The sequence below is a fragment of the Pseudomonas bubulae genome, assembly GCF_900618535.1.
Taxonomy (GTDB): Bacteria; Pseudomonadota; Gammaproteobacteria; order Pseudomonadales; family Pseudomonadaceae; genus Aquipseudomonas; species Aquipseudomonas bubulae.
Window position 1 is genome coordinate 354127 of the sequence record NZ_UYJA01000001.1, and the last position, 25639, is coordinate 379765.

The 25639-nt window shown below is 49.6% G+C and carries 17 protein-coding genes and 1 pseudogene; 7 read left to right on the forward strand and 11 right to left on the reverse strand.

All coding sequences use genetic code 11. The features are described 5' to 3' along the window. The first annotated feature begins 15 nt into the window (after window positions 1–15). Window positions 16–384: a histone-like nucleoid-structuring protein, MvaT/MvaU family gene (locus PPTH39_RS01650; protein ID WP_130871465.1), complete on the forward strand. Its 369-nt coding sequence runs from the start codon at window positions 16–18 to the stop codon at window positions 382–384. Window positions 385–1086: 702 nt separating this feature from the next. Here PPTH39_RS01650 and PPTH39_RS01660 read toward each other — a convergent pair. The 6 genes from PPTH39_RS01660 to PPTH39_RS01685 form a co-directional block, all read right to left on the reverse strand. Continuing rightward, complete coding sequence (locus PPTH39_RS01660; protein ID WP_130871466.1) at window positions 1087–2724, reverse strand: hypothetical protein; 1638 nt, start codon at window positions 2722–2724, stop codon at window positions 1087–1089. A 600-nt stretch (window positions 2725–3324) separates the two neighbouring features. Further along, on the reverse strand, window positions 3325–4962 hold the full coding sequence (locus PPTH39_RS01665) for a Shedu anti-phage system protein SduA domain-containing protein (RefSeq protein WP_130871467.1): 1638 nt from the start codon (window positions 4960–4962) through the stop codon (window positions 3325–3327). A 113-nt stretch (window positions 4963–5075) separates the two neighbouring features. After that, window positions 5076–5798, reverse strand: a complete 723-nt coding sequence (locus tag PPTH39_RS01670) for a DUF6602 domain-containing protein (RefSeq protein WP_130871468.1) — start codon at window positions 5796–5798, stop codon at window positions 5076–5078. Window positions 5799–5831: 33 nt separating this feature from the next. Next, a complete protein-coding gene (locus PPTH39_RS01675; RefSeq protein WP_232527586.1) occupies window positions 5832–6110 on the reverse strand; it encodes a DEAD/DEAH box helicase family protein in 279 nt (92 codons plus the stop codon). Window positions 6111–6500: 390 nt separating this feature from the next. Further along, window positions 6501–7703: a hypothetical protein gene (locus PPTH39_RS01680; RefSeq protein ID WP_130871469.1), complete on the reverse strand. Its 1203-nt coding sequence runs from the start codon at window positions 7701–7703 to the stop codon at window positions 6501–6503. A gap of 40 nt (window positions 7704–7743) precedes the next feature. Next, entirely contained in the window at window positions 7744–9039 is a 1296-nt protein-coding gene (locus PPTH39_RS01685; RefSeq protein WP_130871470.1) for a tyrosine-type recombinase/integrase, read from the reverse strand. A 1510-nt stretch (window positions 9040–10549) separates the two neighbouring features. Between PPTH39_RS01685 and PPTH39_RS01690 the strand changes: the two genes are divergently transcribed. Beyond that, complete coding sequence (locus PPTH39_RS01690) at window positions 10550–10885, forward strand: hypothetical protein (RefSeq protein WP_130871471.1); 336 nt, start codon at window positions 10550–10552, stop codon at window positions 10883–10885. Between the two features lie 73 nt (window positions 10886–10958). Here the strand turns inward: PPTH39_RS01690 and PPTH39_RS01695 are convergent. Further along, a pseudogene (locus PPTH39_RS01695) lies at window positions 10959–12093 on the reverse strand (IS3 family transposase). Window positions 12094–12378: 285 nt separating this feature from the next. Here PPTH39_RS01695 and PPTH39_RS01705 point away from each other — a divergent pair. The 3 genes from PPTH39_RS01705 to PPTH39_RS01715 are packed head-to-tail and all read left to right on the forward strand — an operon-like array spanning window position 12379 to window position 16882. Beyond that, on the forward strand, window positions 12379–13812 hold the full coding sequence (locus PPTH39_RS01705) for an ABC-three component system protein (RefSeq protein ID WP_130871473.1): 1434 nt from the start codon (window positions 12379–12381) through the stop codon (window positions 13810–13812). Next, window positions 13809–14513, forward strand: coding sequence for an ABC-three component system middle component 1 (locus tag PPTH39_RS01710; protein WP_130871474.1), 705 nt, complete (start codon window positions 13809–13811; stop codon window positions 14511–14513). Before PPTH39_RS01705 ends, PPTH39_RS01710 begins: the two co-directional genes overlap by 4 nt. After that, on the forward strand, window positions 14510–16882 hold the full coding sequence (locus PPTH39_RS01715) for an AAA family ATPase (RefSeq protein WP_130871475.1): 2373 nt from the start codon (window positions 14510–14512) through the stop codon (window positions 16880–16882). The genes PPTH39_RS01710 and PPTH39_RS01715 overlap by 4 nt, the downstream gene beginning before the upstream one ends. Before the next feature lie 826 nt (window positions 16883–17708). On the opposite strand, the gene PPTH39_RS01725 is transcribed toward PPTH39_RS01715, so the two are convergent. Beyond that, entirely contained in the window at window positions 17709–18197 is a 489-nt protein-coding gene (locus PPTH39_RS01725) for a GNAT family N-acetyltransferase (RefSeq protein WP_095019918.1), read from the reverse strand. Window positions 18198–18468: 271 nt separating this feature from the next. Here PPTH39_RS01725 and PPTH39_RS01730 point away from each other — a divergent pair, with 271 nt between their 5' ends. Continuing rightward, window positions 18469–19476, forward strand: coding sequence for a hypothetical protein (locus PPTH39_RS01730; protein WP_095038796.1), 1008 nt, complete (start codon window positions 18469–18471; stop codon window positions 19474–19476). 197 nt (window positions 19477–19673) lie between these two features. Here PPTH39_RS01730 and PPTH39_RS01735 read toward each other — a convergent pair whose 3' ends face one another. From PPTH39_RS01735 to PPTH39_RS01745, 3 genes are all read right to left on the reverse strand, one after another. Further along, window positions 19674–21173: an MFS transporter gene (locus tag PPTH39_RS01735; RefSeq protein ID WP_332835827.1), complete on the reverse strand. Its 1500-nt coding sequence runs from the start codon at window positions 21171–21173 to the stop codon at window positions 19674–19676. Between the two features lie 384 nt (window positions 21174–21557). After that, the gene (locus PPTH39_RS01740) at window positions 21558–22271 is read right to left on the reverse strand and encodes a FadR/GntR family transcriptional regulator (protein WP_095019920.1); all 714 of its coding nucleotides are present in this window, start codon (window positions 22269–22271) and stop codon (window positions 21558–21560) included. A gap of 106 nt (window positions 22272–22377) precedes the next feature. Beyond that, the gene (locus PPTH39_RS01745) at window positions 22378–24114 is read right to left on the reverse strand and encodes an IlvD/Edd family dehydratase (RefSeq protein ID WP_130871476.1); all 1737 of its coding nucleotides are present in this window, start codon (window positions 24112–24114) and stop codon (window positions 22378–22380) included. Window positions 24115–24304: 190 nt separating this feature from the next. Between PPTH39_RS01745 and PPTH39_RS01750 the strand changes: the two genes are divergently transcribed. Then, on the forward strand, window positions 24305–25627 hold the full coding sequence (locus PPTH39_RS01750) for an MFS transporter (RefSeq protein WP_095019922.1): 1323 nt from the start codon (window positions 24305–24307) through the stop codon (window positions 25625–25627). Window positions 25628–25639: the final 12 nt, after the last annotated feature.

Genomic DNA, 25639 nt, shown 5'->3' on the forward strand with positions numbered 1-25639 from the left:
TATCTGAGGTGTTACATGTCCCGTCGCGCTGAATTCCGCGCGCTTGAACAACAGCTTGCTGCCCAATTGGCAGAGCTTGAAACACTGAAAAACGATGATGGTCTGAAGCGTGAGATCGAGTTTGAAAAGAAGCTCTGTGATCTCTTGGGTGAGTATGGCTATAGCTTGCGCAACATCGTCGCGATTCTCGACCCGCAGTCTTCTAGCCGCCGCGCTCCTGCAGCCGCTGAAACCAAGGGCACCCGCAAGGCTCGCGCGGTTAAAGTTTACAAGAACCCTCATTCGGGTGAAGTGGTTGAGACCAAGGGTGGCAATCACAAAGTGCTGAAGGAATGGAAAGCCGAGCACGGTTCCGACACAGTCGAGAGCTGGCTGGCCCAGTAAAAATCTGTAGAGCGCAAATAGAGGGCCCTGCGGGGCCCTTCTTTAGGGGGGAAATACTTCGATCAGCAGTGCATGATTTGGGAAAGAGCTTTAGGTCGGCGGTCGAGATAGTCGTAGAGACTGGCAACGTTCCTATGCACAGCTGTGCGTGGTGCTCATGACAGGCTCATCTTCAGCCGTTCGCGCTGAGAATTCTCTTTTTGTTTCTTCCTTTCTCATTGACATTTTGCTAATTGCGGCCAACCTGCGTGTGCCGATGACATCTCTCGGGCCAGTTCTTTATCAGGTTCAGCAGTATTTCTCCCTAAGCCTGCGGCGGCGGGTTTCCTGAACACCCTGCCTTTGCTCATGTTCGCGTCCGCGTCACCACTGGCTCCCCGGCTGACTCGACGATTTGGATTGGAACAAGCATTGTTCGGAGCTCTGTGCCTGATAGCCATCGGCTGTGTCATTCGCTCCAGTGGCACCTACACCGGCCCGTTGCTTATCGCTATGGGCATCGCCACAGCAAACGTGCTGAATGTACCCTTGGTGAAGAGGCATTTTCCGGAGCACGCTGCGCTTTGTGTAGGCCTATATGCCGCCACTATGGCGCTAATGCCCGCATTGGCCAGTGGTCTCTCCGCACCGCTGTCGGCACTGAGCACTTACCCGGAGCGATCTCGAGGCCTCTGTATAAGGCCTAGATGATGTCGTTTCTAACTATTCTCCCCAATACTGAGCATCGAACAGTTTTTTCATTCCTAACGGCTCAACATGTCTTTGGTAGATGGTGTGTCCAGGCAGGTCGAATACCTTTGTGGTTTCATCAAACTCAATTTCAGCCTTGGCCCTTTGAATGAACTGGCTTACCTTCTGGGGGAGGTCAGGTAGAGATTCGCAGTGCGGGAGAATGTTTCTGAGAATATTGCAGTTTATTGGGGTGATGTTATGTTCTTCCAGTTTCTCCCAGCTAAAAGTGGTTCCAAATCCGGAGTTGGTGAGAATAGCGCGGAGGTGATTAACCTCTTCTGTGTTTTTGATTTCAGGGAATGCTTTTTTGTAAAGTGCTTCCTTCGAGTTTTTATCTAGCATGTCGAAGCGAATTGTTTGATCAATACCTTCCAATACTCTGTCGCCCAGCCTTATGGCCATACGGGCAGATTCGGCATAAAGTGTCGCTTTTGCTTGGATTGTGATGATGGAGTGAGATTTCTTGCAGTACGCTAGGAGGTCAATTTCTCCACCTTCGAAATCCTTCTCAAAAGCTGTTTCGAAGCCGTGCGCTTCAAAGTGACTTTTTGCTCTTCTTAGCAGTGCAGGCTCAAATAGATTGGAAATCATATTGTCATATTTGTATTTCTTTTTTTTGATTTTGTTGTTTTGAATGGAGATAAGAAGGTTTCGGGCGCCCAGGAGAGTTGGGACTATGGCAGGGCAGAAGTAGATTTCGTCTTCAATTTGCCAGAAGGGAGGTATAAATTTGTTGTGTAGATCGGTGTTTTCGCCTGCGCTACAAAAGAAAAATTCGGCGAATTTCTCGTAATCCTCATCGGATGACTTGGTTAGATTCAGGATATACTCTTTGAGTACGGAGTTCTTGAGTTTGGCCATAGCTAGGCCTTGCCACAGCTGATTGCCTAGAGGGCTGTCGTAGATCTCGTTTGCCGCTAGGTACATGTTGACCATGATCGACACGTCAATGTAGGTTTGGCCAACGCACACGAACGCGTTTCTGATTCTTTTGAATTCTTCTGCTGACGAAAAACCAATATGCGTATAGAACTCGTCCGGGACGATGTCTGCTTCGATAAAAGTGTTTGTCGGATTAGTATACATCGCGGCTATGTATTCACGATAAGCTAATGGATCCATCGATTCTCCCCTGATTAGCCGGTATCTAATGTTTTCCGCCAGAGTTTTTGGGCTGCGCTCAAGTGCGGGGATTACCGGTAGTGATAGCTGGGTAACTATGATGTCGTTTAGTTCGTGGGTTTCAGCGTCCTTGCTGGAATAGTCAATGTACGATTCAGTTTCACCTTCTTGTGTCAGGCTGTAGATTTCATGTCGAATAAAGGGGAATACTATGTTTAGGTTGGCGCAGGCAAAAAGATGTTTGAAGTCTTCCTGGTTAATTTCATACATTGAGTCGGTGCATGATTCTAGGGTGTGATTAGTGAAGTTTGTGACTTTGTTGAATATAAAGGCGTAGGGTATTAGGGTGCTGAATGGCACTTCCTTGGTATCAAGAAGGCTATGCGTAACAATTTGGCAGAACTGGTTGTAAATGTATGGAAATGGCAGCTTTAGGATGGGGTTTTCATCAAAAAGCTCATCGATCATGTCTTCTAGCTGTTGCATTTCTTACCTATTGCGCTGAGTTAGTGGATGGCTTTATTTCTTCGTACATTGCTTGTGACGTGTTCGATGCTTCGACTGAAGTGTACGACTGTCATCCAAGGTCGTATAGGGGGGCGTTGAGCCGTGCAGGTAGAGCCAGGATCTAAGTTAGGAGTCCTCATGTCCCTTGGTTGGTGACCCCGCAAGTATCCGGCAATGTCAGCTCGCAGCGGATGTGCGGAGTGGGGCGGGCGCAACCGCTGGGGAGGATCTGCGCGAGGGCTCGTTCATCAGAAGGAACTGCCTGGCCGGCAGCCCCACCGTCAACAAGGGCACGGAACCTCAATACAGGGCCATCTGAGCAGGCTCACATTCAATGCTCTGTTGAAAGTGCAAGCGGAGCGCGCCGGCGCTTTGGGTCAGAGACTTGTCGGATAGGGCTGCTATCTTCCTCGGTCATGGGGTGCCACCAATACCCTGCTTCCTTGCACCTCCCGAAACCGAGGCGCCCAGTACATCAATCAGCGGGAGGTGGCAGTAGCTACAGGCAAATTTTGGGGTTGCCGCCATTCTGTACTATTGGAGTGTTTAGGAAAAAGTATCGTTCAATATTTGAGAGTGTTAGTAGTGGCAGCTGTGTCCATTACGGTGCAACATGTTGTAGTAGGTGAACGCTCTGTAAATATCACTAAGATTGTTAGTTTTTTTAAGTTCATCAAGCATGGTTGGCTCTATTTCTAGCGTTTCTGGGTTTTTTCGCAATAACCTGGCCTTTGTTAGGTAGTAGTACGGTAGCGAAATCAGTAGTTTGCTTTCTGTGTGTTTCCCTCTTGTTGGTTTCCCGTTCTTAAAGTAGTGTATGACGATTTCTTGATAGAATTGTCTAATGTCCACGGGTATAGAGGAGATGGATTTTATCCATTGTGTTATTTCTTTGGCGAAGAGAGTGCTTTCTGTTTTGCTACAATTTGCGATGGTTAGAAATTTGGTTGCGACTCTATTCGTCAATGTTGTCATGAACTCCATTAGCTCATGATCAAGGTGGGCACGATATGGGGACTTGTGCTGCAGCTTTTCCTTAAGGAAATGGCAGTTCCCTAAGGTAGAGATCTCACCCTCATTAAATGCAGCTATATGGTTACCGCATAGAAGCGCAGTGTGCTCTCGCCACAAAAGAGCTTCAAATGGGAGCGTTGATCGCTCCGGAAAATTATTATAAATCGGCGTAAGATGTCCTTGGACTCCATCGCTGGCTACAATTTTTACGCCGCAGCCAGGGATTTCGCAAACGCCTGCGGAACGGTAGAATATTTCGCGTAAGGTCTCGGGATGAAAACAAGTCCTCCTTCTTGATGTGTCGAAGTGATTCATCCCAAGGCCAGCCATTTTTACGCCGAGTGGATCTTCGTTAAGATCTCCGAAATGCGGTAGGCTCGGTGAGGATGTTTTTACGTGAACTCCGGTTGCCCATATTGAGATCATATGTTTGGGGCGCGGGTGCCTCTTAACGTGTTCAATCATTTCAGGGTAAGGCATTAGAAGAATATCATTTTCTAGGTAGAGACTATCAACTAGATGTTGGCGTTTCGGGGTGTCAACTTTTTCATTGCCAGCGATTAGTATGTAGTCTATCTCTATTTGGGTTTCTCTAGCTACATTGTCCGCTAGTGTTAATAGTGGGACTGGGTAGTTTTTAAATAAAGGTTTTAAGCTGAGGAGTAGAGATTTTTTTCGATCTTCAGATGCAAAGCTATCTCTCCATTCTTCAACTTGTGAAATCCATTTTTTTGCTTTGTTAGAAAACTCAGTTTTTTGGGCGTTATCTTTGAATACTTTGTCGGAGGCGCGTTTAATTTCGACTAGCGAAATTTTTATTACTTGGTTTTGCCCTGAGATGAAGGCAAAGTCAGCTCGGCGTTTGTTAGGGAGTGCGAGTTCGTCAATTATTGAGTCAAGCAGTAATTCACCTGCATAGAGTTCAGGGGTGTGTAGCAGAAATGGATACTCTACAATTTTTTCATGCAGACGTGCTTCTCGTAAACCTTCAGAGCGACTTTGGATTTCAAGTGAATTGTTTGATGATCCACGATTTGCTTTTTTATCTTTGGCCTTCTGGCCTTGTCTTCTATATTTGTTCTCGATGGGCTTTATCGGCTGCGTGGTGATTTGATCCTCTATGCGGGCAAGTAACGCTTGCTGCCGATTAACTATGCTGAGGAACTCAGTAATGGCTTGGTTTTCGAGAGTTACAATGTCCATGCGATTCCTTCTACGATTTCCCTTGAGGTGGCTGGTTGCTTCTAGCCTTGAGTGATTGCCCTAACGTGCTAAAACTATAGCCAAACTGAGCAGTGATCTGCAGACAACAGCGTTTAGCTTTTCAGTATTCGAGTTTTCCCGATCAATGACTGGAATTTATGTAGCTTAAATTCGTTGCTGCCAGCATGCTGCAGTGTGGCAGTAACACACTGGAGAAATGCGAAAAGAGATGCGGCCTTGCCTTTGGCAATCGTAAAGCCATTTTGTCCGGGCGCTCTTCCATAAAAAATTGCGCCGTCAATACTTAATATCCCATTGGGAATGAATTTGTTGGAAAAAGATTTATATATATTCTCAATACCTTCCTCTGTGGAAGGGCCTTTAAATCCAATAATAAATGTTGGGATTGAAAATTCGTCAAGAAAATGGAAGTCATCACCTTTTACTGAAGTTCTGAACAGTTCCTTGATGGAAGCTGCTTTGTCCATCGCCTTCTTACCTTGCGTTGCAAGGTTGGATTTGATTTCCAATGCGGCACATACAGACGGAGCTAAGAATAGTCGGTTCTGGTCGCTGCTGATCGGGAAGCTGATTGAGAATGGTTGCTCAATAACGATATCAACCTGACCTGAATCATTTCCGTATTGATCAAAAATTGTTCCAGTGCCAACGCGATAGCCAGGGGCCAAAATCAGAGAAAGAAGAGACCGGTTAATTATTTCTCTCTCGGCTCCGGTAATGCTCGGAGCATATTTAGTAGAGTCTGCATGGGCCTGCATTAGTGCGGCATGTATGCCTTCCAGTTTTTGTTTTAGGAAGTTAGATGATTGAGTCATAACCTAGATTTCGCTCTTTGAGATAAAACTGAGTCAGATGCTGGTTTTCTGTGAACGTAGCTTTGAAATAGCCGTTCTCGCAGCGATGATCAGCCCGAGCATGGTGTCAGTCTTCCCTGTCCCTGTTGGCATAACCACCGTAGCGGTGGAGGAGGGATCGACCACCAGATGCCCCTGGGTTGCGTAAAGCGCTGCCAACTGTGGTTTGCGCAACCCAGGTACATTCGTTTTGGGATCGTCGAGACTGAAGTTGAAGAGGTGGTTTTTCCAGCTCTGGTACACATCCGAATGCGTTATGACTAGATCGTCCATGGCGATTACCTAGTGTGAAAACTCAGGGGAGGGTGGCGATATGGTAGCACGCCGTAATCGCATCAATGCAAGTGCGAGCCGCTTAGCATGCGGAGCACGCAGACGTACGAATGAGCGCACGCAGGGACGAAACACCGCCGACAGAGGGGGCTCGACTCACGCCGGCCGTCCCCGCAGGGTAGGCACCATCGTAACTTAACAGTGTGGTTCGGGCTTTCAGAACTTCCGGGGGCGATGAGCAGGTGCTCACAATGAAGTCACGTGGCCTGATGCAGAGATTCAGCCCACCGGCAGAACATTATAACTAACTCAACTAAAGAACCATTTAGATGAGTTAAAAAAGGCTTGATTGAAACTTCCCCCAGAAACGTAGGGCAGACCTGCTGGATTCTAACTACGCCACGCAAAGAACCGTTGGTAGGCAGTTTCGGCGTTTGATTTTCGCACAAGTCTGATTACATCATCCATCCCCAACGTCCTTGAACTGTGGTGCATACTTGTTTCTCGCAACCAGAGCAGACTCGCTTTACGGAACCCTGAGTCCGGCGAGACCACGCATCCGCTCTCGATAAGGCTATCAATGACGGCCTGACATACTGTCCGGAATAACAGTCTCGCATGAGCAGAGCTAATTGAATCTTTGCCACGAATCTTTCCGAGCAACAATGTGTGATCATGCTCCAACGGAATGGATTGTTGGCCAAATTTCTTACGATAACGATTGATATAGTGATCTACAAACTCAGGATGTATTTTCCACGCGTGATTGCTGGGAAATTTCTCCTCCACTAAATCGTAAGTTCCATCCTGCATAAGGCGCATAGCACTTATTGTTAGATCTCCCCCTAGGCTATCGATCTCAGATGGTTGCAACCTAAGATAATAAACGGACGCAATCATGAGCAGCGTACGCTCATGTTTGATGTCCCTATTCGCAAGGTTATTAAGCGTCAACATCAACACCGCAAATTCTTCGTCGGTGAAGACATTCGCACCAGTGTGAACAGGAAGGCTTATAGCGTAAAAGCCAGCAGCGTGTAACCTTTGCGCTGGGTTGATTGCTATAAGGTCACTGTAGTGCAGATGCATAAAAAAACTTGCAACTACAGACATCTGCATAGCAAGCGCGCCTCTACCAGCCATGTACACTATGCGACTACGACCCCCCCCAATAAACGGTTGTTCAAAGCGAAACGGACGCCAAGCGGGGTTAAATCCTATTGCCTGTTTCAGTTTGCCGGGAGTAAATCGCCGACAAAACTTATCTGCCACCCAGGAATTCGGGGGGGATGTGCAGAAACTCATAAATTCTTGAATGTCGCCTTCATTCAAATCAGTTATGGATTTTTTTGCCTCCAAAATGCTCCATAGCAAGAGTCGTTCGATACAGCTCCGGTAGTTTGTATAGCGCGTAGGTTCGGTATGCTTAATCAAGAACTGCTTCACCAGCAAGTAGCTTTTTGTAGACAGACTGCTAGCTGGGCATTGGTTGAGAAAATCCTGAATTACAGAGAGCTCGCCATCGACGCTGTCGGGGTCTAGCTTTGCAAATTCTTTTAGCGTTTCAAAGCAAGGACGGGGTATTGATCCCATGATTTTTCTACCAGTAGTCTCTGAGAGTTATCTCTGAATATCAGTCGCGATTTTGCAAACCCAGTTTTTTAAGCGAGTACGAGCGCTTATCTTCGTAACTGCTGTAGTAGATGTCCTGAGTAGTGGACAAATTATTGTGACGTAGATCCATCTGCAAGTCCTTGGGGTCTCGCCAAGGGGCATCAAGTGTCGCAGCCGTATGCCTAAGCCAGTGTGTGGAGGCCAGTCGCAGAGCCTCAATCTCGCCAGGTTGGCGATCTTCGTTCACCATTTCATTAATAGCCTGGCCGAACAGCTTCTGGATGATCGAATGAACTGTTCGAGTGGATAACCCTGGACGACCATTCAAGGTCGCAATCAGAGGGGTCTGTTCATTAGGTAATGGCAGTTCAGGCAGCCCCATGAAGCGTCGGTATCGCTTTAGGTAACGATCAATGTATTCGGGCCTTACAGCTACCTTGGCGGCTTTGTCACCCTTACCTATGAGGTAGAACCACCAGTTGCCTTCATGATCTGTCTTGAATGAGCCCATTGTGGGCTGCCAATTCACCCGACCACAGAGATCTGAAACGCGTAGGTACATCGAAAACAACGTCGCGGCGATGAACAGGGTGCGTTCATGGTGTTCAGGAGCAGTTGCTGCCATTTTTTCAGCGGTGGTCAGAACGAAGTCCCATTGAAGAGGCGTGAGGGCGCGTCCTGTTTGCTTCATTGAGCGCGACGCTTTGAAGCGCGATTTCTGTTTGATCGCTCTGAAGGGATTCGTTGACGTAAGGCCCTCATCAAGGCCGTATTCGTACAAGCTGCTGCAAACCGAGAAAACCTGGGAAATGCTCCCTCGTGATGGTTGGTATGGTACGCCAGTAACCGCATTATTCATGTGCTTCGATGTTTTCACCGAGAATGGATGCCAACGTGGATTTGGGCACAGCTCTGCATCTCTGTTGGATGCCACGATCTGAAACCTACTGCGTGTCACGGGGCCGAGCCAACCTATGGGTGGAGCCATACAGAATTCCAAGAAGGCTTCAGCGTCTGCGCGACGCAGCTCCATTAGGGGCTTCTTTCTGATTAACAATGCCCAAAGCAGCAGGCGCTCGGCATGGGTGCGATATGAAACGAATGTCGCTTCGACGTTGGAGTACGAACGCAGAAAACCGCGGACGGCTTCGAAACCATCCATGGGCTTGAGATGTGCATCAAAATTCCCCAGATAGTTCATCACCAGCGGTATGCACGGGTCGGGCTCATCGCTAGTGTGATTGACGAATTCTTTATAGGTGTTAAACAGCGGATACGGGGCCGGCATCTTGTTATCCTTTACTGGATACTGCATTGCAGACTTCCGATTCTGGGAGTTATCGGAAGTAGGAGGCGTATCCTTCCGTTTGTTCGAGGCGAGCGTGTCCGTCTGCCTGAATGAATCGCTCATCGCATAGCCCTAACTATTTGATCGATGGCATGTAGGTTATACATGGCAAACATGTCTTTGCAAGTTTTCTCTTTCAAAGCTTGATTGATGACCAGACAACTAAAGACTAATTAGTTATATATTGACAGCTTTGACCGAGCTCTGGCGGAGAAACGCCGACTGCACGGCTACAAGCCCCAAGCTGTAAGGGTTCTACGCTCAACCTACCCAGCTATTGAGAGGCGTCAATAGCGCTTTAGATAGAGGATTTGGTCTTCACTACAACCATAACCTAAGAGGCCACTTTTAAAAGATTCAGCCATTTTTAAAAGTGTTATAGCTGCACCATCCTAATAATACGGACTGCACTGCAGCAACCGCCATAATTAGTGGGCCTGGGCAGTTTTAAAGGTTTCGATCATTTTTAAAATCTTTTTAAAATGAGGGCGGCATCTTGAACAACCCGTTGTCAGCTCATAAGAAATGCTCTTGAAATCCAGAGCTGTTAGTGATTTTATAATGAAGCTTCTACGAAGCTTCAGTCTGGAATAGACTTTCAGATACGCTGCTTTCGTCTATATATCGCTATTCTCCGTGCTTGGATCTCTCTGTGCAGACATATCGGTCGGTCGCTCCAATGTTTATCCAGGCAACACACGCCGGTGTTGCATGCCCTCAACCAAGCTTAGCCTTCATGGCGTAAGCGAATTTTAGCCTACCTAGACGTAGCTTCCGGGTTGCTACCCTGATATTCGATCTTTCTGGATCTTCGCGTACGGATCGATGAGATTGGAACGTTTTGATGCGAACGATCGCACCTACGCGGCCAAGCACATATTGCTAGCGCTTTTTAGGTTTCAGAAAATCGCAAACCATCGTTTTCATTGAGCTACAGACGGGGTCATTTTTAAAGGTTTCAGCCAGTTTTAAAAGAGGTCGTGCATTCGGGCTCTTTATCGCACTGGGGCAACATTCTCGAAATGGGCGCTTACCAGGACGCTTGGAAGCATTTCTACGCGGCTTACGGCGTCCCGTACTAACAAAAAGTAGTCATACCATGTGTTAGGGCCTATTCCGCCAGATTAAAAAGCATTGAAATGACGTTCTCCGAGAGTGAGGATTGTTCGCAGAGGCACGGACTACAAAGCTTTCGGAACAAAAATGGGTGGCGCCACTTAAGGCGCCATCTTCAAGGGAGGGCCACATGGTCAGAGGTCGATAATGCCAGTCTGCCTGTTGAAAAGCAGCCTCCACTGGCCCTGACATTCCAATACGCTGTTTCGCATAATGTATATTATGTTAAATGAGGTGCTATCCCAGAAATGTTCCTAAGCCTCGTAAGGCACTGATTCGACAAACCCGCTTCTGACGTCCAATCTCTTAACGGGCCATGTCCTTCGTGTTCATGGCGAGTCATTCAATGAGTTGGCTGCCGATGAAGCTGATTCAGTGCCGTTTCTCTTCAGGTCAGCGTGTACCGCTGCTCGTGCAGTCTGGTAATGCTAAGCCGTTGCCCATACTCGTTCCGTTCATCTACGTTCAACTCAAGCTCAGGTACCGCGCTTACAATACGGCGGCGGCACATCTGCGCGCGATCCAGGCTTTCTACACCTATGCCAAAAACCGGGAGCTGGATATCGATGAGGCTATCTTAGCCTGTCACTTCGAGGCGATTCTGGCGCTACCGGACGGTTACGCTCTCTGGCTCCAAAGCGGCCGCCAGGCCGATAATCTGGTTGCCCGAATTGGCACATCTGCAACAGCATCTTGAATCGCCCCGGGTTTCGTAGACACCTCTTTGCCTTAAAATGGACTGCCCCCGCCGCCATAGACAATTTCCAGCCTCATAATGAGGCGCTTTCAAAGGCCTCAGGGCTGACGCCGCCCAGATGGCTGTGACGACGTGTTCGGTTATAAAACACTTCAATGTAATCGAACACATCGGCCCGGGCCATATCCCGGGTTTTGTAAATCCGTTTGCGGATGCGTTCTTTTTCAAGCTGCTGAAAAAGGACTCGGCCACGGCATTGTCCCAGCAGTTACCCCGGCGACTCATACTGGGCTCCAACTGGTCGGCCAAGCAGAACCGCTTCCAGTCATCGCTGCCATATTGACTGCCTTGGTCGGAGTGGACGAGTACTCGGTGTTTGGGTTTGCGGCGCCAAACCGCCATCAGCAAGGCATCCAACACCAACTCCTTGGCTAGCGTCGGTTTCATTGACCAGCCAACTACTTTGCGCGCATAGAGATCCAGCACGACAGCCAAGTACAACCAACCCTGCCACGTCCGGATGTAGGTGATATCGGTCACCCAAACCTTGTTGGGGGCGTCAACCGTAAACGCCCGGTTGAGCCGATTGGGGGCAATGATCGAGGGCCGGCCTTTAATCGGGCGCGGGGCTTTATAGCCCCTGAGGGCTTTGATTTTATGCGCGCGCATTAACCTGGCCACACGGTGCTTGCCGCAGGTTTCACCTGCCTCCCGCAAGTCTACAAACACCGGCCGAGCACCGTAGACGCCTCGGCTGGCAGCATAAGAATCGCGAATCAGCCCTAACAACCGAGCATTATCATATTCGCGCGCAGAGACCGGCTTGTGCAGCCATTGATAGAACCCGGCACGAGCAACTTGTAAGACCCGGCACAGCGTGGTGATCGCGTACTGATGACGGTGCTCGTTGATAAAGCGGTATTTCACTCGGGCTCACAGGCAAAGTACCGCGCTGCTTTTTTTAAGATGTCGCGCTCTTCTTCCAGCCGTCTCATTTGGGCTCGCAACCGCAAAATTTCGCTCTTGGCTTCGAGTAGTCCGCTGGCCTGTTTTTCGGTCTTATCAGGCGTCACAGCCTTGACCCATTTGTAGAGACTGTGGGTTGATACACCGAGGCGTTCGGCTATATCTGCAACAGAATATCCGCGCTCGATAACTTGCCTGACTGCTTCAGCCTTGAATTCCGGCGTGAATCGTTGGGTGCTCATAGACTTCCTCCTATGCTCAAAGCATAGGCTGGAGATGTCTATGAGGGCGGGGGCAGTCCAGTTTAAGGCAAAGAGGTGTCTACGAAACCCGGAGCGATTCATCTCGATACGCTTGGTGACAGGCTAGGCGTAGTAGTGCTACACCTTAAAATCCCCTCACGAAAGATGGCATTATGCTACCCAGTTAGCCTAGTATTGGGTTTCGCGTAGGGAGGCGCTGAGGCACAAGCATTCGATAGCTCCACCCGCGCACTCATTCAGACATTGGTGCCGGAGATTTTGTTAATGGCTTTCGATGCATCACCCTCTTGGAGTGGTTTCAACTACCAGGGAAAAGTAGCGCTTTATTATGCTTTAGTCCTGATAAATAGAGAAACTCCCGACACAGATCTCTCAGCATATAGCCTTATGCTTGAGTCAACAGAAGACTTTGAAATCAAGAGAAACGATGAATCGATCTCAATTCATCAAGTGAAGGCTTACAATAAGAGTACCTTCGAGAAATACTCAAATGCGCTAATCGAAATTACTCTTGAACTCTACAAACAGCCAACCGTCTCTGGCTTCGTCCACACTTGGAAGGTCATCAACAACAGACCCAACTTCACTTCTTTGATCGACTCTATAAAAAACGACCTAATCTTCATTTATAATGAGTACCAAGATAGCGCTGACAAAGTCGCTACGACGATAGGGAAAGCGGCTTCAGACTCAAAGAAAATAACAAAAATCTCAGCGATTTTACGTTATGCATTTCCTACTAAGTCGGCGGATGAACTGTACGCCATTTTAGAGGAGATTCTTATCCAAAAAAATGATGCCCTGAGCAGGGTTGCGAGCTACGAGTATGACGACAAGAAAAAATATTGCGACCTAGACGACATCAACAAAAAAATAAAAAATCAAATCAGTCTTGCCTTCCAAGCTCGCAATAAAATCGTTACCGACGATCATCTTGACAAGGCCTTTCACCACTACCTCGGCATGATCGACAGGCATATTATCGATCGCCACAAAACAAAAGCCAAAGAAAATAAACTTTCGATAAGCATTGATTCGCTGATTTTCGTACTAGAGACCGACTTGGAAGACATCAGCAAGGACTATCTGGCATACAAATTCAAGGAAAGATTCTCATATCAAATCGATCAATACATGAGTGACGAAGTAGATTATCCTGACGCAGGCAATGATCAACCCTGTAATCTTCAGGCTGCTTGCGCCATTTTGCTTGCATTACATCCTCGTGAGCTCTGGGAGCATTATCGAAGCTTTTCACCCCATCTGCTCCTGGATGATGCAAGTAACACAAGTAACGCTTTCACTTATAACGATGAGGGCATACGTCTTTACCTGCTCAAGATTCTACACTCTGTAGACATCGCCAGCTCTGCACCAAACGCCGCACGCTATCAGTTCACCTATCGTTCCAGCACGCCCCCATTCCAAAACTTTCTTCCCACCACTATTACAAACAATGGGCGGTTTGATTTAACCTCAAAGCAGATGCACTCGAACCCTTGCTTGTCCGAACTCTTATACGAAATTGAAAACTTGATTCATTGCGGAGAAATAGATCACATTTTCTACCCGGATGCTGAAAAAAATACCGAAGCGCCAATAGAGATCGATGCTGATCAACGCTTGAAAAGAACAGAGACATTCAAAAGCATTAGCGTTATTTCACTTAATAAAGCCAAGATTAAGCTAGCAAAATGATAAATCTGATAAATAACATCATTTCTAACAATGGCTATCAACGGATTGACCTCGATCTCGATGAGCCGGGTTTTATGATCACGCTTTTTAAAGCCAGTGACGAGAGCAAGCAAGAATACTTCGTCTCGCTCCGAGCCGAAGAGCAAGACAATAAAGTGGCCATGCTGCTTCTGGAAGAAAAAGCTCAAACTATTTTTGAAAAAATTCGAAACTCAGGCAAAACTGAGCGCTTCTTTGAAAAGAACTGCACGATGATTGTGTGCCATGAAGCGATAAAAATCAGTAAAGAAGCAATATTTTCTTTGGAAGAAGACCCCTACAACTTCAAGAAAAATGTCCTAACCTACTCCACGGGTGAATTGCTAGCCTTGCAGACCTATCTTTCAAGCAACGGGCTTGAAGAGATAACCAACGATGTCATCAATAACATCTTGAATGCTAATGGGGGCAAAAATTTCCTCGAATTCAAGCAAAGCTCCACAAAGGGCCTGTATTCGATAGTTCTTAAGACCACCCTCAAACTACCCTTCCTAATCTATACTCCTCAAGAGCAAAAGCTTAGCAATCTTGCATTAGACATTGAAAATAACCTCACACCTGGACTTAATTCAATCTACAAAGAAATCATTTCCATAGAAGCCGAATGGAATGATGAGAATATATTAGATGAAGTGATGAAAGTCTGGAGTGTCGAACTATGATATTCTTGACCAAAATTACGTTGGTAAATTTTAAAATTTTCGGCGGCGAACCTTACTCTATTGACTTCGAAGGGAACAAGCTGATCCTGTTGGATGGGCCGAATGGATATGGTAAAACTTCGGTATTTGATGCCGTCGAGTTAGCGCTAACTGGAAATATCAGCAGGCTCATCACCTTGGATAACCGCCAAAACCCTGCAGACATCGTTGTAGCACATAGAAATGCTTCTTCGGTTGAAATATTGTTAGAGTTCAAAGACGAAAACTCAGGCACAAGAATTTTTCAACGAAAACTTAAAAGCAATATTACCGGCCCCTCGAAGCGAATAGCGAGATTCGCAGAACTGTGGGAGCTCAATGAGATAATCGATGGCAGTGCCGAGCCGGCAAAAAAAGATGTTCTTGAACAATTTTTTGACAGCAAAGATTTTGCCAGAGACTTTTTGCTATTCCATTATGTGCAGCAAGAAGAAACGTCAAGGTTCTTAAAAACAAACAATGAAACTCAGCGTGCAACTGAGCTTGCGCAGCTTTTTGGAGACACGCGTGAAGCTGACGAAAACCTAGAAAAACTTACCAGCGCACAAAGGAAAATCAACGTCGCTAAAAAGTCAATAACTAATCGAATCTCTGAACTTCAGCGCTTGTACCATCTCGATCCCGAGTTGGCAATCACAACTGAGCCGACAGAGTCACATCAGTATGCGTTCCCTTGGCTGTCCGAGAACAACACCTCCCCTTATTGGGATTTTGATACAATAGTCGAACTGACCGAACAAAGGCTGAGTGCATCTCTCGCCGAAATTGAAGCCATAAAATGGCTAGTAAGCCACAGTGACTTCTACTTGAGAAATCGCCATTATCAGTCAGCATTGCACCAACGCAACCTGCTTGAGCTTTACGTAGGCTATGCTAACACACACCTGAACTACCATGGCTATCAAGACTATAGCAAGACCTATCAGGAAGTTAAGAATTCATATGATATCCTTCAACAGGAAGACATTAGCGACATACTTAAAAATTCCCGCTTAGAAAATCTTTACACTGCGCTCAAGCTGCCTGGTAGAGCTGAGTTTCGTGATGCCTTGACATTACTCAACACCTTAATTTCAAAAAACAAGGGTGTAAGTTCAGTCTACACCGAAATCCTGAACCACCACTCCAAACTGTCTCCCGCTTTAGACGTCACCCCTACCGAAACTTCATGTTTCTTCTGTGGTCACGACCATAACACTCACGACGCATTGAAAGCAGCTGTCGAAAAACATGGCGACTTACTTCGTAGTGAGCTTTCAGATAAAGATAAAGCAACCGTAGCTGCTCGGGAAAATTTCTCCAAGCACCATCTAGCAGATTTGCTCAACGCCTGCGAGGTCTACTTAGAAATAAATGTAGAACCTAGCCAGACTGACCTGAACAAACTTGCAGAGGCATTTGCATCTAAAGATCGCTTAAAAAATATACGGCAATGGCTGATAACCGAGAACATTGAGCATGAAGACCTCCTCGCTGAGGACTTTCCCGTCGGGGCTCGCGATAGATACATTGCCGAAGCGACAGATGTATTGTGCGAAAGAATAAGAGCGCTAATCGGGCCGGCACCAGATAACTTTTACGAAACCCATACATCATCAACTTTAGACCGTATCTTCAAAGATTATTTCAACAAAACCGCTGAAAGGCTAACAACCTACCCGATAGATCTCCTCACGCAGAAAGAAACTTACATAAAAGAACAGTACGGCAACGACATGAGAGCGCATGCTGTTGAGCTGCAAAAGCTTCAAAAAAATGACTCGCTACTTGAACGAGCACTCTCCGACACTGGAGACCTCATTGCTATTGTCAGATCTCAGATCAGAAAATATAGAAAGGATCTCATTACAGATATTGAAATCCCCTTCTATATCTACTCAGGAAAAATCCTCCAAAGCCACCAAGCTGGAATAGGACACGGCATATTCATTAAAGATCCAACAGGTGAGGATGAGCTAAAAAATGTGCGACTAGTCTCGGATTGGAAGAGCGACCACGACATTCTGAATACAATGAGTTCAGGGCAAATTTCTGCTGTTGTAATCGCATTGACGTTAGCATTGCACCGTGTTTATTCCAAAAAATTCGGAACCATCTTAATCGATGATCCAGTCCAGACGATGGATGACATCAACATGTCTTCATTGGTCGAGCTGTTACGCAACGACTTCCAAGACAAGCAAATCGTGCTCTCCACTCATGAAGATAAAGTTGCAAGATACTTCACATATAAATACATCAAGCATAGCGAGAGCGTCAAAATCGTGAACCTAATGCAGCGCAGAGAATATGTACCAAGCAATAGGTTCAAATACAGCACGGACTCCTAGTTAAAGCTCACTAGTCGTCCTTAGATTGCCGGTGCCCTTGTACCGCTTTTCCTGTGTCCCCTACAAAAAATCTCTGTGTTGATGGAGATCTTACCGTCGGGGACGGGCAGACAGGCAAAAGCGGTACGTCAACCGGAGGGGCGCACCGCTGCAATCTATTGCTGTCAGCGATGTTCGTTTAGGTTGCGTGGACGAAGCAACTGGACTGTGACCGTCAGAGGTTGGGGCGACGAGGGTAAGGACGGCGGAGAAAACTAGGTCTATGGACATCAATCGATGAACAGGCGCGTTAATTTCTAGAGCGGTTAGCCAGTAATTTCAGGCTCATGAGCCGCTTATGAGCATCTGACATCGCCCATAAGTAAAATCATGTGCCATGGTAGAAATGTTCATGAAGTTCATAAGGTACTGAATCGACAAATCCGCTTTTGACGTCCACTCTCCCAACGGACCATAGACTTCGATGAGGTGGCTGCCGATGAAGCTGATTCAGTGCCGCTTTTCTTCAGGTCAGCGTGTTCCGCTGCTCGTGCACGCTGCTAACCCGGAGCCGTTGCCCATACGCGTTCTGTTCATCTACGTCCGACTCAAACTCAGGCACCGCGCTTACTATCGGCGGCGGCACATCTGCCTGCGGTCCAGGCTTTCTATACCTATGCCCAAAGTCGAGACGCTCATTTGGATGGCGTCATCTTGGTCTGCCACTTCGAGTCGATTCTGGCGTTGAATAGCCGCGGATTCTCTAGAGACCCCCGAGCCTCACAATTGAGACTGTTGGGAGATGAATACCTAAAGCAGCTGCATTAACCGGGCTTTCAAGGTGAGGCTATGGTCGGGCCGCTCTGCTGCGGGTCATATGGATGAGTGCTGATCTACGACTATCCAGAGAACTTCTCTCTTCGACAGCAAAGGGCAAGAAGCCTAGTTTTGGATATAGCAGCAAGCCTGCTGTATTTTCATTGAAGCACGAGATCTGCACCTCTGTGGCGTCATAGCGGTCGAACGCCAGAGCAGTCATCGTCTCCACGATGAAGGTCGCCACACCTTTACCTCGTGCCTCTTGGGCAACGATGACATTGCCGATACAGCAAACTCCACTCGTTTCAGCCCGATAAAAGTTAGCAAAACCGACGACGCTATTCCCCGCTTCGACAACCGTCGAGTCGAATCGTTGAGTAATAGCGTTAGACAGCTGAGCTTCAGTCAGGGGGTATTGAGCTTTCGGGAACATATAAAATAGTTCCTGAGCGTTAAGGGGAAAGCTACAGATAGTTTTGATGTCATCTGCCTTCACTGGCCTGTGTTGCAATATCATCGCGCGTCCTTGAGGTCTAAGCATTCGGCATTCTAGCCCACTACTATTTGCTCAAACACCTTGCCTGGTTATCGGGGCACCCTATGATGCGGCAGCAGCTCCGCATTCTCACTTGCCCGCTGAGTCGACAGGCGCATGAGGACGTCCTTCAAAATGGGTACGCCGCCGTCATCGAGATAGCGCGACAGCGCCATTAAACCTGCCAATTCTTGCTAGAATCACTAAACCCATAAGCACGCTAGTCAAGTCGATCACTAAGGATTGAGATTGCATGATCAAAACCCTGCCAAAAATTATAATTTCAGTTGCTGCACTTTTCGGTATGTTTATTAATTTGCACTTGATCCACACACTTAGCGATCACTCTGCTGTCTCTGGCGTCGAGGAATTGCTCAGTCTAAGGATGTATGACTGGAGCCAGTCAGTGTCCAAGAAATCAGACTTGGGTGGCTTTGTTACGTTTTCGATTCTTGGCGCTGTGATTGCCGCATATGTAGCGTCTAAATTTGAGTTTAATTTGGAAAAGGCCCTGTATTCAATCATCGCTACCGCCATAATATCTGGATTTGTTTTGGGGGGCGTCCAGAATGCTGTGGTATCTCATATTGGCACTTCTTTGGTTGAGAAGTACCCCGCCGCCGCCAAGCGCGCTATTTCCACCTATTATGTGCAACGTCTTGCGTGGCGCGATAACGGCTATAAAAACGTACTCATCCCTGAATATTCCGGCGATAACATTCGCACAATTGAGTCGAAGCTATTCAGTGTCAATATGTTTTATTTGGTTGAGGACCCCCTTTTCGTGACAGGGGACAAGACCAGAGGCAAAGACCTTATGGCACTGTACTTCAATGATGCTGTTGACGCGCAAGTCAAGCAGCAACCATGGGGACTGCCCAAAGATAACTGGATATATGAAGGCTTTGTAAGGGAATTTGATACTGCCCACTACGATTTGCGAAGAGTAAATAATACTGTCGTTGTACCTGTTGTGTTGGCCACGACCATTTTCAGTCTGATCTTAAGCATCTTGGTTTTCATAGGTGAAGTATTTGGATTGGCTGGTGGTAGCTGGCTAAAGATAAGGGTTTATGCAGTGGCGGGTGTTGCTATTGCTTTGCTGGTCACTCCCTTATTCGTGCAAACTCACTATCACTTGACGCCAGCAATACAGCAATTTAACTGCAGCTACAGCTATTGTAATTTGGCACAACCCGTTATTGATTGGCTTTTCAGATTCGAACTGGGAGTCGTCAAATTAATCTCATTCGTCACCTGAGAATCTAGAGAAGGTCTCATCAGCTGTCTGCTGGCAGGAGGCGTTGACCGTCACCTGAGTGCCCTCCTCACCTGCCCGCTGCCAATCGGCGATTTGCTTGCACACTCGGGAGATCACCCAATTGCCGACCTGGGTAAACAGAAGAGCTTTTGTTCCCGTGCAGGCAAGTTTTTTCAACTGCCTGCACGGGCATGACCCTATTTGCTTTTGTGGTGCTTCAACACAAACCAGACCAACAGGCTCAATGCGCCGACCAGTGCAGCCGCCGTCAGTAAAACCATGCTGTGGGAGGCACTAAAAGCTTTTTGCCCGGCTGCAGCAAGCTGCTGGCCTTGAATGCCTCCAAGTGTTTTGGCCGCAATCATCGTTTCACCAATAGACCGGACGGCTGTCTCGGCCATGGCAGATGGAATGCCGTCAGGCAGCTGTATGGATTTTTCATAGGTGGATACGAGAAGAATACCGAAAACGGTTATGCCCAATCCGGTGCCAAGGTCGTAACTCGTGGCCTCAAGGGCTCCGGCAGAGCCCGCTTTCTCCATAGGAATACTGTTCATGATCTCCACTGACGAGGCGGTCAAACCAATGCTCAGGGAAAGCCCCAGTGCCACCAGCATCACAATAACGGCTACCCCGCCGCTGCCCAGGTGTATCTGGGCCAACCCGACCAGACTTGCCGCTGACACCAGCAACGAGCAACTCGCAACCCACCGCAGGCCAATCGCCTTCAGGATGACCCCGGCAAGAGGCCCACCGATTGCAGCCGCAATCATCAGCGGCATCATGAAAATACCGGCCTCCAGGGGGGTACGCCCCATGACGAACTGCAGTTCTTGAGCCAGCAGCAATTCGAACCCGGCAAGCGCACCCATGGTTACCAGGGCCATGACGATACCGGTGCTGACCGCCGGAATGGAAAATAGGCTCAGATCCAGCATCGGGGTCGTGGTGTGAAGCTGCTTGCGTACAAACCAGACAAGCATCAGTGCTCCGAAGACAAAACAGGCACCGGTTACGAAAACAGAGCTGTTGGTTTTGAAGCCCGATTTGAGGGCGTAAACACTTGCCATGACACCCAGGATCAGAATCAAGGACTGTCCGATGGTCCAGTTTCCATCGCCGACCACACTTCGTCGCGGGATGTAGGCGATCACCAAGGGTATGACCAGCAGCATCACGGGCACATTGATCAGGAACACCGACCCCCACCAGAAATGCTCAAGCAATGCGCCACCGACCAATGGCCCGATGGCGGCTCCGGTGGAGGCAACAGCGCCCCAGATACCCAGCGCTACTGCTTGATCGCTCTGATCTTCAAAGGTTTGTCGAATAATCGCGAGGACGCTGGGCATGACCATGGCGCCGCCGAAGGCCATGAACGCCCGTGCCCCGATCAACGATCCGACATTGGGAGAAAAGGCGGCCAATACCGAACCTGCGCAGAAGATACCCAGCCCGGCCAGCAGCATTCGGCGATGGCCGACCCTGTCCGCAAGCGTGCCCATGGGAATCAGCAGGCTGGCCATCAACAACGGGTAGATGTCGATGATCCACAGAATCTCGGTGCCCGTTGCTTGCAACGCAAGGGTCAGTGACGGAACCGCGACATGAAGAATGGTGTAATCCAGGACAATCGGCATAAAAGCCAGAATGACCGACATGAGGACTAACCAACGGTTTGAGTTGCCATTAGACACAATAAAGAGACCTTTTTACCGGGATCCCGGTCTTCAAACGGTTGTGAGCCGTTTTAAGCCGTTGTTGTTACCACGCTTGCGCCCCAAGGCTGCGCCGCGATGCTAACCCATATCCCCCAGCTTTCCCGCCGTGCAAATGTGAAGCTTTGTGAAGTCCAGGGTTTGAACCAGGACGATCCAGCCCTGCCCTAGAAACTGTAATCTGGCCTGATGAAAAGACACTATCGGCGCCCAGGCAGCGCCCTGCTCGACCTCTATCGGTTCGGTCAAATGCTGTCGGGGTAAAAACACTCAACGCTACGAGTGTGCGCAGTCAAGTACAGCGCATGGCCCTTGGTTGGGCACCGTTCCAGGTCGAACCAGGCTCGCTGGTATCTACCGCCCTCACCCCTGGCTCAACACCACATCCAGCGCCATGCGCGCGTCTTCGAGCTGTACCAGTGTGGCCTGACGCGCGCCCAAAGCGTCGCGACTTTCGATCGCGGTCAAAATTGCCTTGTGCCGTGGCAGTGCAAGCTCGTGCAGGTTGGGTCGCCGGTTGGAGTGCTTCATGGCTTCGCGCAAGGCCAATGACAGCATGTTGCACAAGTTGGCCAGTAAGTCGTTATGGGTTGCGTCGGCAATCCGGCTGTGAAAGTCCAGGTCGGGTTGCAGTAGTTCTTCAGGGCTGGAAGCGCTTTCCATGCGTTGGTAGGCTTCATGAATCGATGCCACATCTTCTGCAGTTGCATGCTGGGCTGCGAGAGCTGCCACCGCGGGCTCAATAATGCTGCGCACAGTGGTCAGCAAGCCAAAAAATTCATTTTGGGGTGAGGCCTGCAGCAACCAGTGCAACACATCAGGGTCGAGCATGTGCCACTCGCGGCGCGGTTTGACCACGGTACCCACGCGCGGCTTGGAGTACACCAGGCCTTTGGCAACCAGGACCCGGGTGGCTTCGCGCAATACCGGGCGGCTGACCGCATATTCTGTACAGAGCAATGCTTCGGCCGGCAGTTTGTCGTCGGATTTGAAGCGCCCGGAGACAATCTGCAGGCCGAGTTCCTGAACGATGCGCGTATGCATGCTTTTGCGGTCGGAGGGCTGACGATAATCCATGGGGCGCTGGTCGATCCTTTCGGTTGAAAGCGCGGATCATAGCAGGCGCGGGTTGAATTGCGCCTGCTCTGATTGTCATGCGGGCTCGCTTTGCGGGTGTCGAAACTTAGTGGGAGTGACGAGGTACTTCCGATCCTCGGCAGCCCACCAAAAAATCGAAATCGCAGCCTTGGTCGGCCTGCATGACATGGTCGATGTAGAGTTGGCGATAGCCGCCAATCAACAGGTTTTTTGGCGGTTCGATATCGGCCAGGCGGGCGGTCAGTTCGGCATCGGAGATATCCAGGTGCAAGCGTCCACTGACACAATCCAGTTCAATCCAGTCACCTTCCTGCACGACCGCCAGTGGCCCGCCGGCTGCGGCTTCCGGAGCCACGTGCAGCACCACTGTGCCGTACGCCGTTCCGCTCATGCGGGCATCGGAAATGCGCACCATATCGGTCACGCCCTGAGCCAGCAGCTTGGCGGGTAGACCCATGTTGCCGACTTCGGCCATGCCCGGGTAACCCTTTGGACCACAGTTCTTCATCACCAGAATCGAGTCGGCAGTGACCGCCAGCTCAGGGTCATTGATGCGGGCCTTGTACATGTCGAAGTTCTCGAATACCACGGCCTGTCCGCGATGCTTCATCAGGGCCGGGGTCGCAGCGGATGGCTTGAGTACCGCACCCAGAGGCGCCAGGTTGCCCCGCAATACACAGATCCCGCCGTCGGCGACCAGCGGGTTATCGATTGCCCGGATGACTTCGTCGTCACCATAGATCGGTGAGTTTTTAACGTTCTCCCACAAACTTTTGCCGTTGACGGTCAACGCTTGCGGATTCGGAATCAGGCCGTTCTCACCCAGGCGCCGCAGCACGGCCGGCAGGCCCCCGGCATAGTAGAACTCTTCCATCAGGAAGCGTCCCGAAGGCTGCAAGTCCACCAGGGTCGGGGTGCCCTGCCCTATGCGGGTCCAATCATCCAGCTCCAGATCCACGCCTATCCGCCCGGCGATGGCCTTTAGGTGAATCACGGCGTTGGTCGAACCGCCAATAGCGGCATTGACCCTGATGGCATTTTCAAAGGCTTCCCGGGTCAACACCTTGGACAGGCGCAAATCCTCGCGGACCATCTCGACGGCACGCATGCCCGACATATGGGCCAGCACGTAGCGGCGCGAATCCACCGCCGGGATGGCCGCGTTATGAGGCAGCGAGGTGCCCAGGGCTTCAGCCATGCAGGCCATAGTCGAGGCCGTGCCCATGGTGTTGCAGGTGCCCGCCGAGCGCGACATCCCGGCCTCGGCCGAGAGGAATTCGTCGAGGCTGATGGTGCCGGCTTTGTAGGACTCGTGCATCTGCCAGACGATGGTGCCGGCGCCGATGTCCTTGCCTTTGTGCTTGCCGTTCAGCATCGGTCCACCGGTAACCACAATGGCCGGGACGTCACAGCTGGCAGCGCCCATCAACAGCGCCGGGGTAGTTTTGTCGCAGCCGGTCAATAGCACCACTCCATCGATCGGGTTACCGCGAATGGCTTCTTCCACATCCATGCTCGCCAGATTGCGCGTCAGCATGGCGGTAGGTCGCAGATTGGATTCGCCGTTGGAAAACACCGGGAACTCGACCGGAAAGCCACCGGCCTCAATGACACCGCGTTTGACGTGCTCGGCGATGGTCCGAAAGTGAGCATTGCAAGGCGTCAGTTCCGACCAAGTGTTGCAGATACCGATGATGGGCTTGCCCTGGAACTGATGATCGGCAATGCCCTGGTTCTTCATCCAGCTGCGGTACATGAAACCGTTTTTATCAGCGCTGCCAAACCATTGGGCAGAACGCAGGGGAGGAAATTTGTCTGACATGATGGAGGGCTCTTATTGTATGACTAATTATTTTTCGTGCCGCTAAATTAGCCGTAAAAAAGCCATTGTGGAAGAGTTGTTGGTTAAATAGTAATACTATATAGTCGTTTTCACTGAGAGTTGATCCTGGCGAAAACCCGCTTGAGGCCACTCCAGAGGTGCCATAACAAAAACAATGGGAGACCGTCTCATGAGCCAGGAACTCCGGCTTATTCGTCGCATTACGCTTAAACTCATTCCGTTCCTGATCCTGCTGTACCTGATTGCTTACGTAGATCGTTCGGCAGTGGGCTTTGCCAAGCTGCACATGGGCGCTGATATCGGCATTGGCGATGCAGCCTATGGCCTTGGCGCCGGGCTGTTTTTCATTGGTTATTTCCTGATGGAAATCCCCAGCAACCTGATGCTCGAGCGTTTCGGCGCCCGGCGCTGGTTTGCGCGGATCATGGTCACCTGGGGCGCCATCACCATTGGCATGGCCTTTGTACAGGGACCGCACAGCTTCTATGTCATGCGCTTCCTGTTGGGGGTCGCCGAAGCGGGATTCTTTCCTGGCGTGCTGTACTACATCACCCAATGGTTTCCGGTCCGTCATCGCGGCAAGATCCTGGGCCTGTTTATCCTGTCGCAACCTATCGCAATGATGATCACCGGGCCCGTGTCCGGCGGCTTGCTTGGCATGGATGGCATTCTAGGTCTGCATGGCTGGCAATGGCTGTTCATTGTGATCGGCATGCCCGCCATTCTGTTGACCTGGCCCGTACTGCGTTACTTGCCGGACGGTCCACAGCAGGTCAAGTGGATGGATCAGGGTGAGAAGGACTGGCTGCAAGGCGAGCTGGAAAAGGACTTGCAGGCTTACGGCCAAACCCGCCATGGCAACCCGTTGCATGCGTTGAAAGACAAGCGCGTGTTGCTGCTTGCCCTGTTCTATCTGCCCGTCACCCTGAGTATTTACGGACTGGGGTTGTGGCTGCCTACGTTGATAAAACAGTTTGGCGGCAGTGACCTGAGCACCGGGTTCGTGTCTTCAGTGCCCTATGTATTCGGCATTATCGGCTTGCTTATCATTCCTCGCAGTTCCGACCGCCTCAATGATCGCTATGGACACTTGGCAGTGCTCTATGTGCTGGGCGCCACTGGCCTGTTCTTCAGCGCCTGGCTGACGGCTCCGATGCTGCAACTGGCGGCCTTGAGCCTGGTGGCGTTTTCGTTGTTTTCCTGTACCGCCATCTTCTGGACATTGCCGGGACGCTTCTTCGCCGGTGCCAGTGCCGCCGCTGGCATTGCCCTGATCAACTCGGTGGGCAACCTGGGTGGCTACATCGGACCGTTTGTGATCGGTGCGCTCAAGGAATACACCGGCAACCTGGCCTCGGGTTTGTACTTTCTGTCCGGGGTGATGCTGTTCGGGCTACTCCTGACGCTCGTGGTGTATCGCACCCTCGAACGTAAACACGTGCTGCAGTCGAGCGAATTTGCCGCCAGCGCCCGTGCGGCGACTCATCTTTAATCAAGGGACACC

Excerpts from the sequence above, each read along its gene's own strand:
- PPTH39_RS01650 (WP_130871465.1), top strand. The coding sequence starts at position 16 with ATGTCCCGTCGCGCTGAATTCCGCGCGCTTGAACAACAGCTTGCTGCC.
- PPTH39_RS01660 (WP_130871466.1), bottom strand. The coding sequence starts at position 2,724 with ATGCAACAGCTAGAAGACATGATCGATGAGCTTTTTGATGAAAACCCC.
- PPTH39_RS01665 (WP_130871467.1), bottom strand. The coding sequence starts at position 4,962 with ATGGACATTGTAACTCTCGAAAACCAAGCCATTACTGAGTTCCTCAGC.
- PPTH39_RS01670 (WP_130871468.1), bottom strand. The coding sequence starts at position 5,798 with ATGACTCAATCATCTAACTTCCTAAAACAAAAACTGGAAGGCATACAT.
- PPTH39_RS01675 (WP_232527586.1), bottom strand. The coding sequence starts at position 6,110 with ATGGACGATCTAGTCATAACGCATTCGGATGTGTACCAGAGCTGGAAA.
- PPTH39_RS01680 (WP_130871469.1), bottom strand. The coding sequence starts at position 7,703 with ATGGGATCAATACCCCGTCCTTGCTTTGAAACGCTAAAAGAATTTGCA.
- PPTH39_RS01685 (WP_130871470.1), bottom strand. The coding sequence starts at position 9,039 with ATGCAGTATCCAGTAAAGGATAACAAGATGCCGGCCCCGTATCCGCTG.
- PPTH39_RS01690 (WP_130871471.1), top strand. The coding sequence starts at position 10,550 with ATGAAGCTGATTCAGTGCCGTTTCTCTTCAGGTCAGCGTGTACCGCTG.
- PPTH39_RS01705 (WP_130871473.1), top strand. The coding sequence starts at position 12,379 with ATGGCTTTCGATGCATCACCCTCTTGGAGTGGTTTCAACTACCAGGGA.
- PPTH39_RS01710 (WP_130871474.1), top strand. The coding sequence starts at position 13,809 with ATGATAAATCTGATAAATAACATCATTTCTAACAATGGCTATCAACGG.
- PPTH39_RS01715 (WP_130871475.1), top strand. The coding sequence starts at position 14,510 with ATGATATTCTTGACCAAAATTACGTTGGTAAATTTTAAAATTTTCGGC.
- PPTH39_RS01725 (WP_095019918.1), bottom strand. The coding sequence starts at position 18,197 with ATGATATTGCAACACAGGCCAGTGAAGGCAGATGACATCAAAACTATC.
- PPTH39_RS01730 (WP_095038796.1), top strand. The coding sequence starts at position 18,469 with ATGATCAAAACCCTGCCAAAAATTATAATTTCAGTTGCTGCACTTTTC.
- PPTH39_RS01740 (WP_095019920.1), bottom strand. The coding sequence starts at position 22,271 with ATGGATTATCGTCAGCCCTCCGACCGCAAAAGCATGCATACGCGCATC.
- PPTH39_RS01745 (WP_130871476.1), bottom strand. The coding sequence starts at position 24,114 with ATGTCAGACAAATTTCCTCCCCTGCGTTCTGCCCAATGGTTTGGCAGC.
- PPTH39_RS01750 (WP_095019922.1), top strand. The coding sequence starts at position 24,305 with ATGAGCCAGGAACTCCGGCTTATTCGTCGCATTACGCTTAAACTCATT.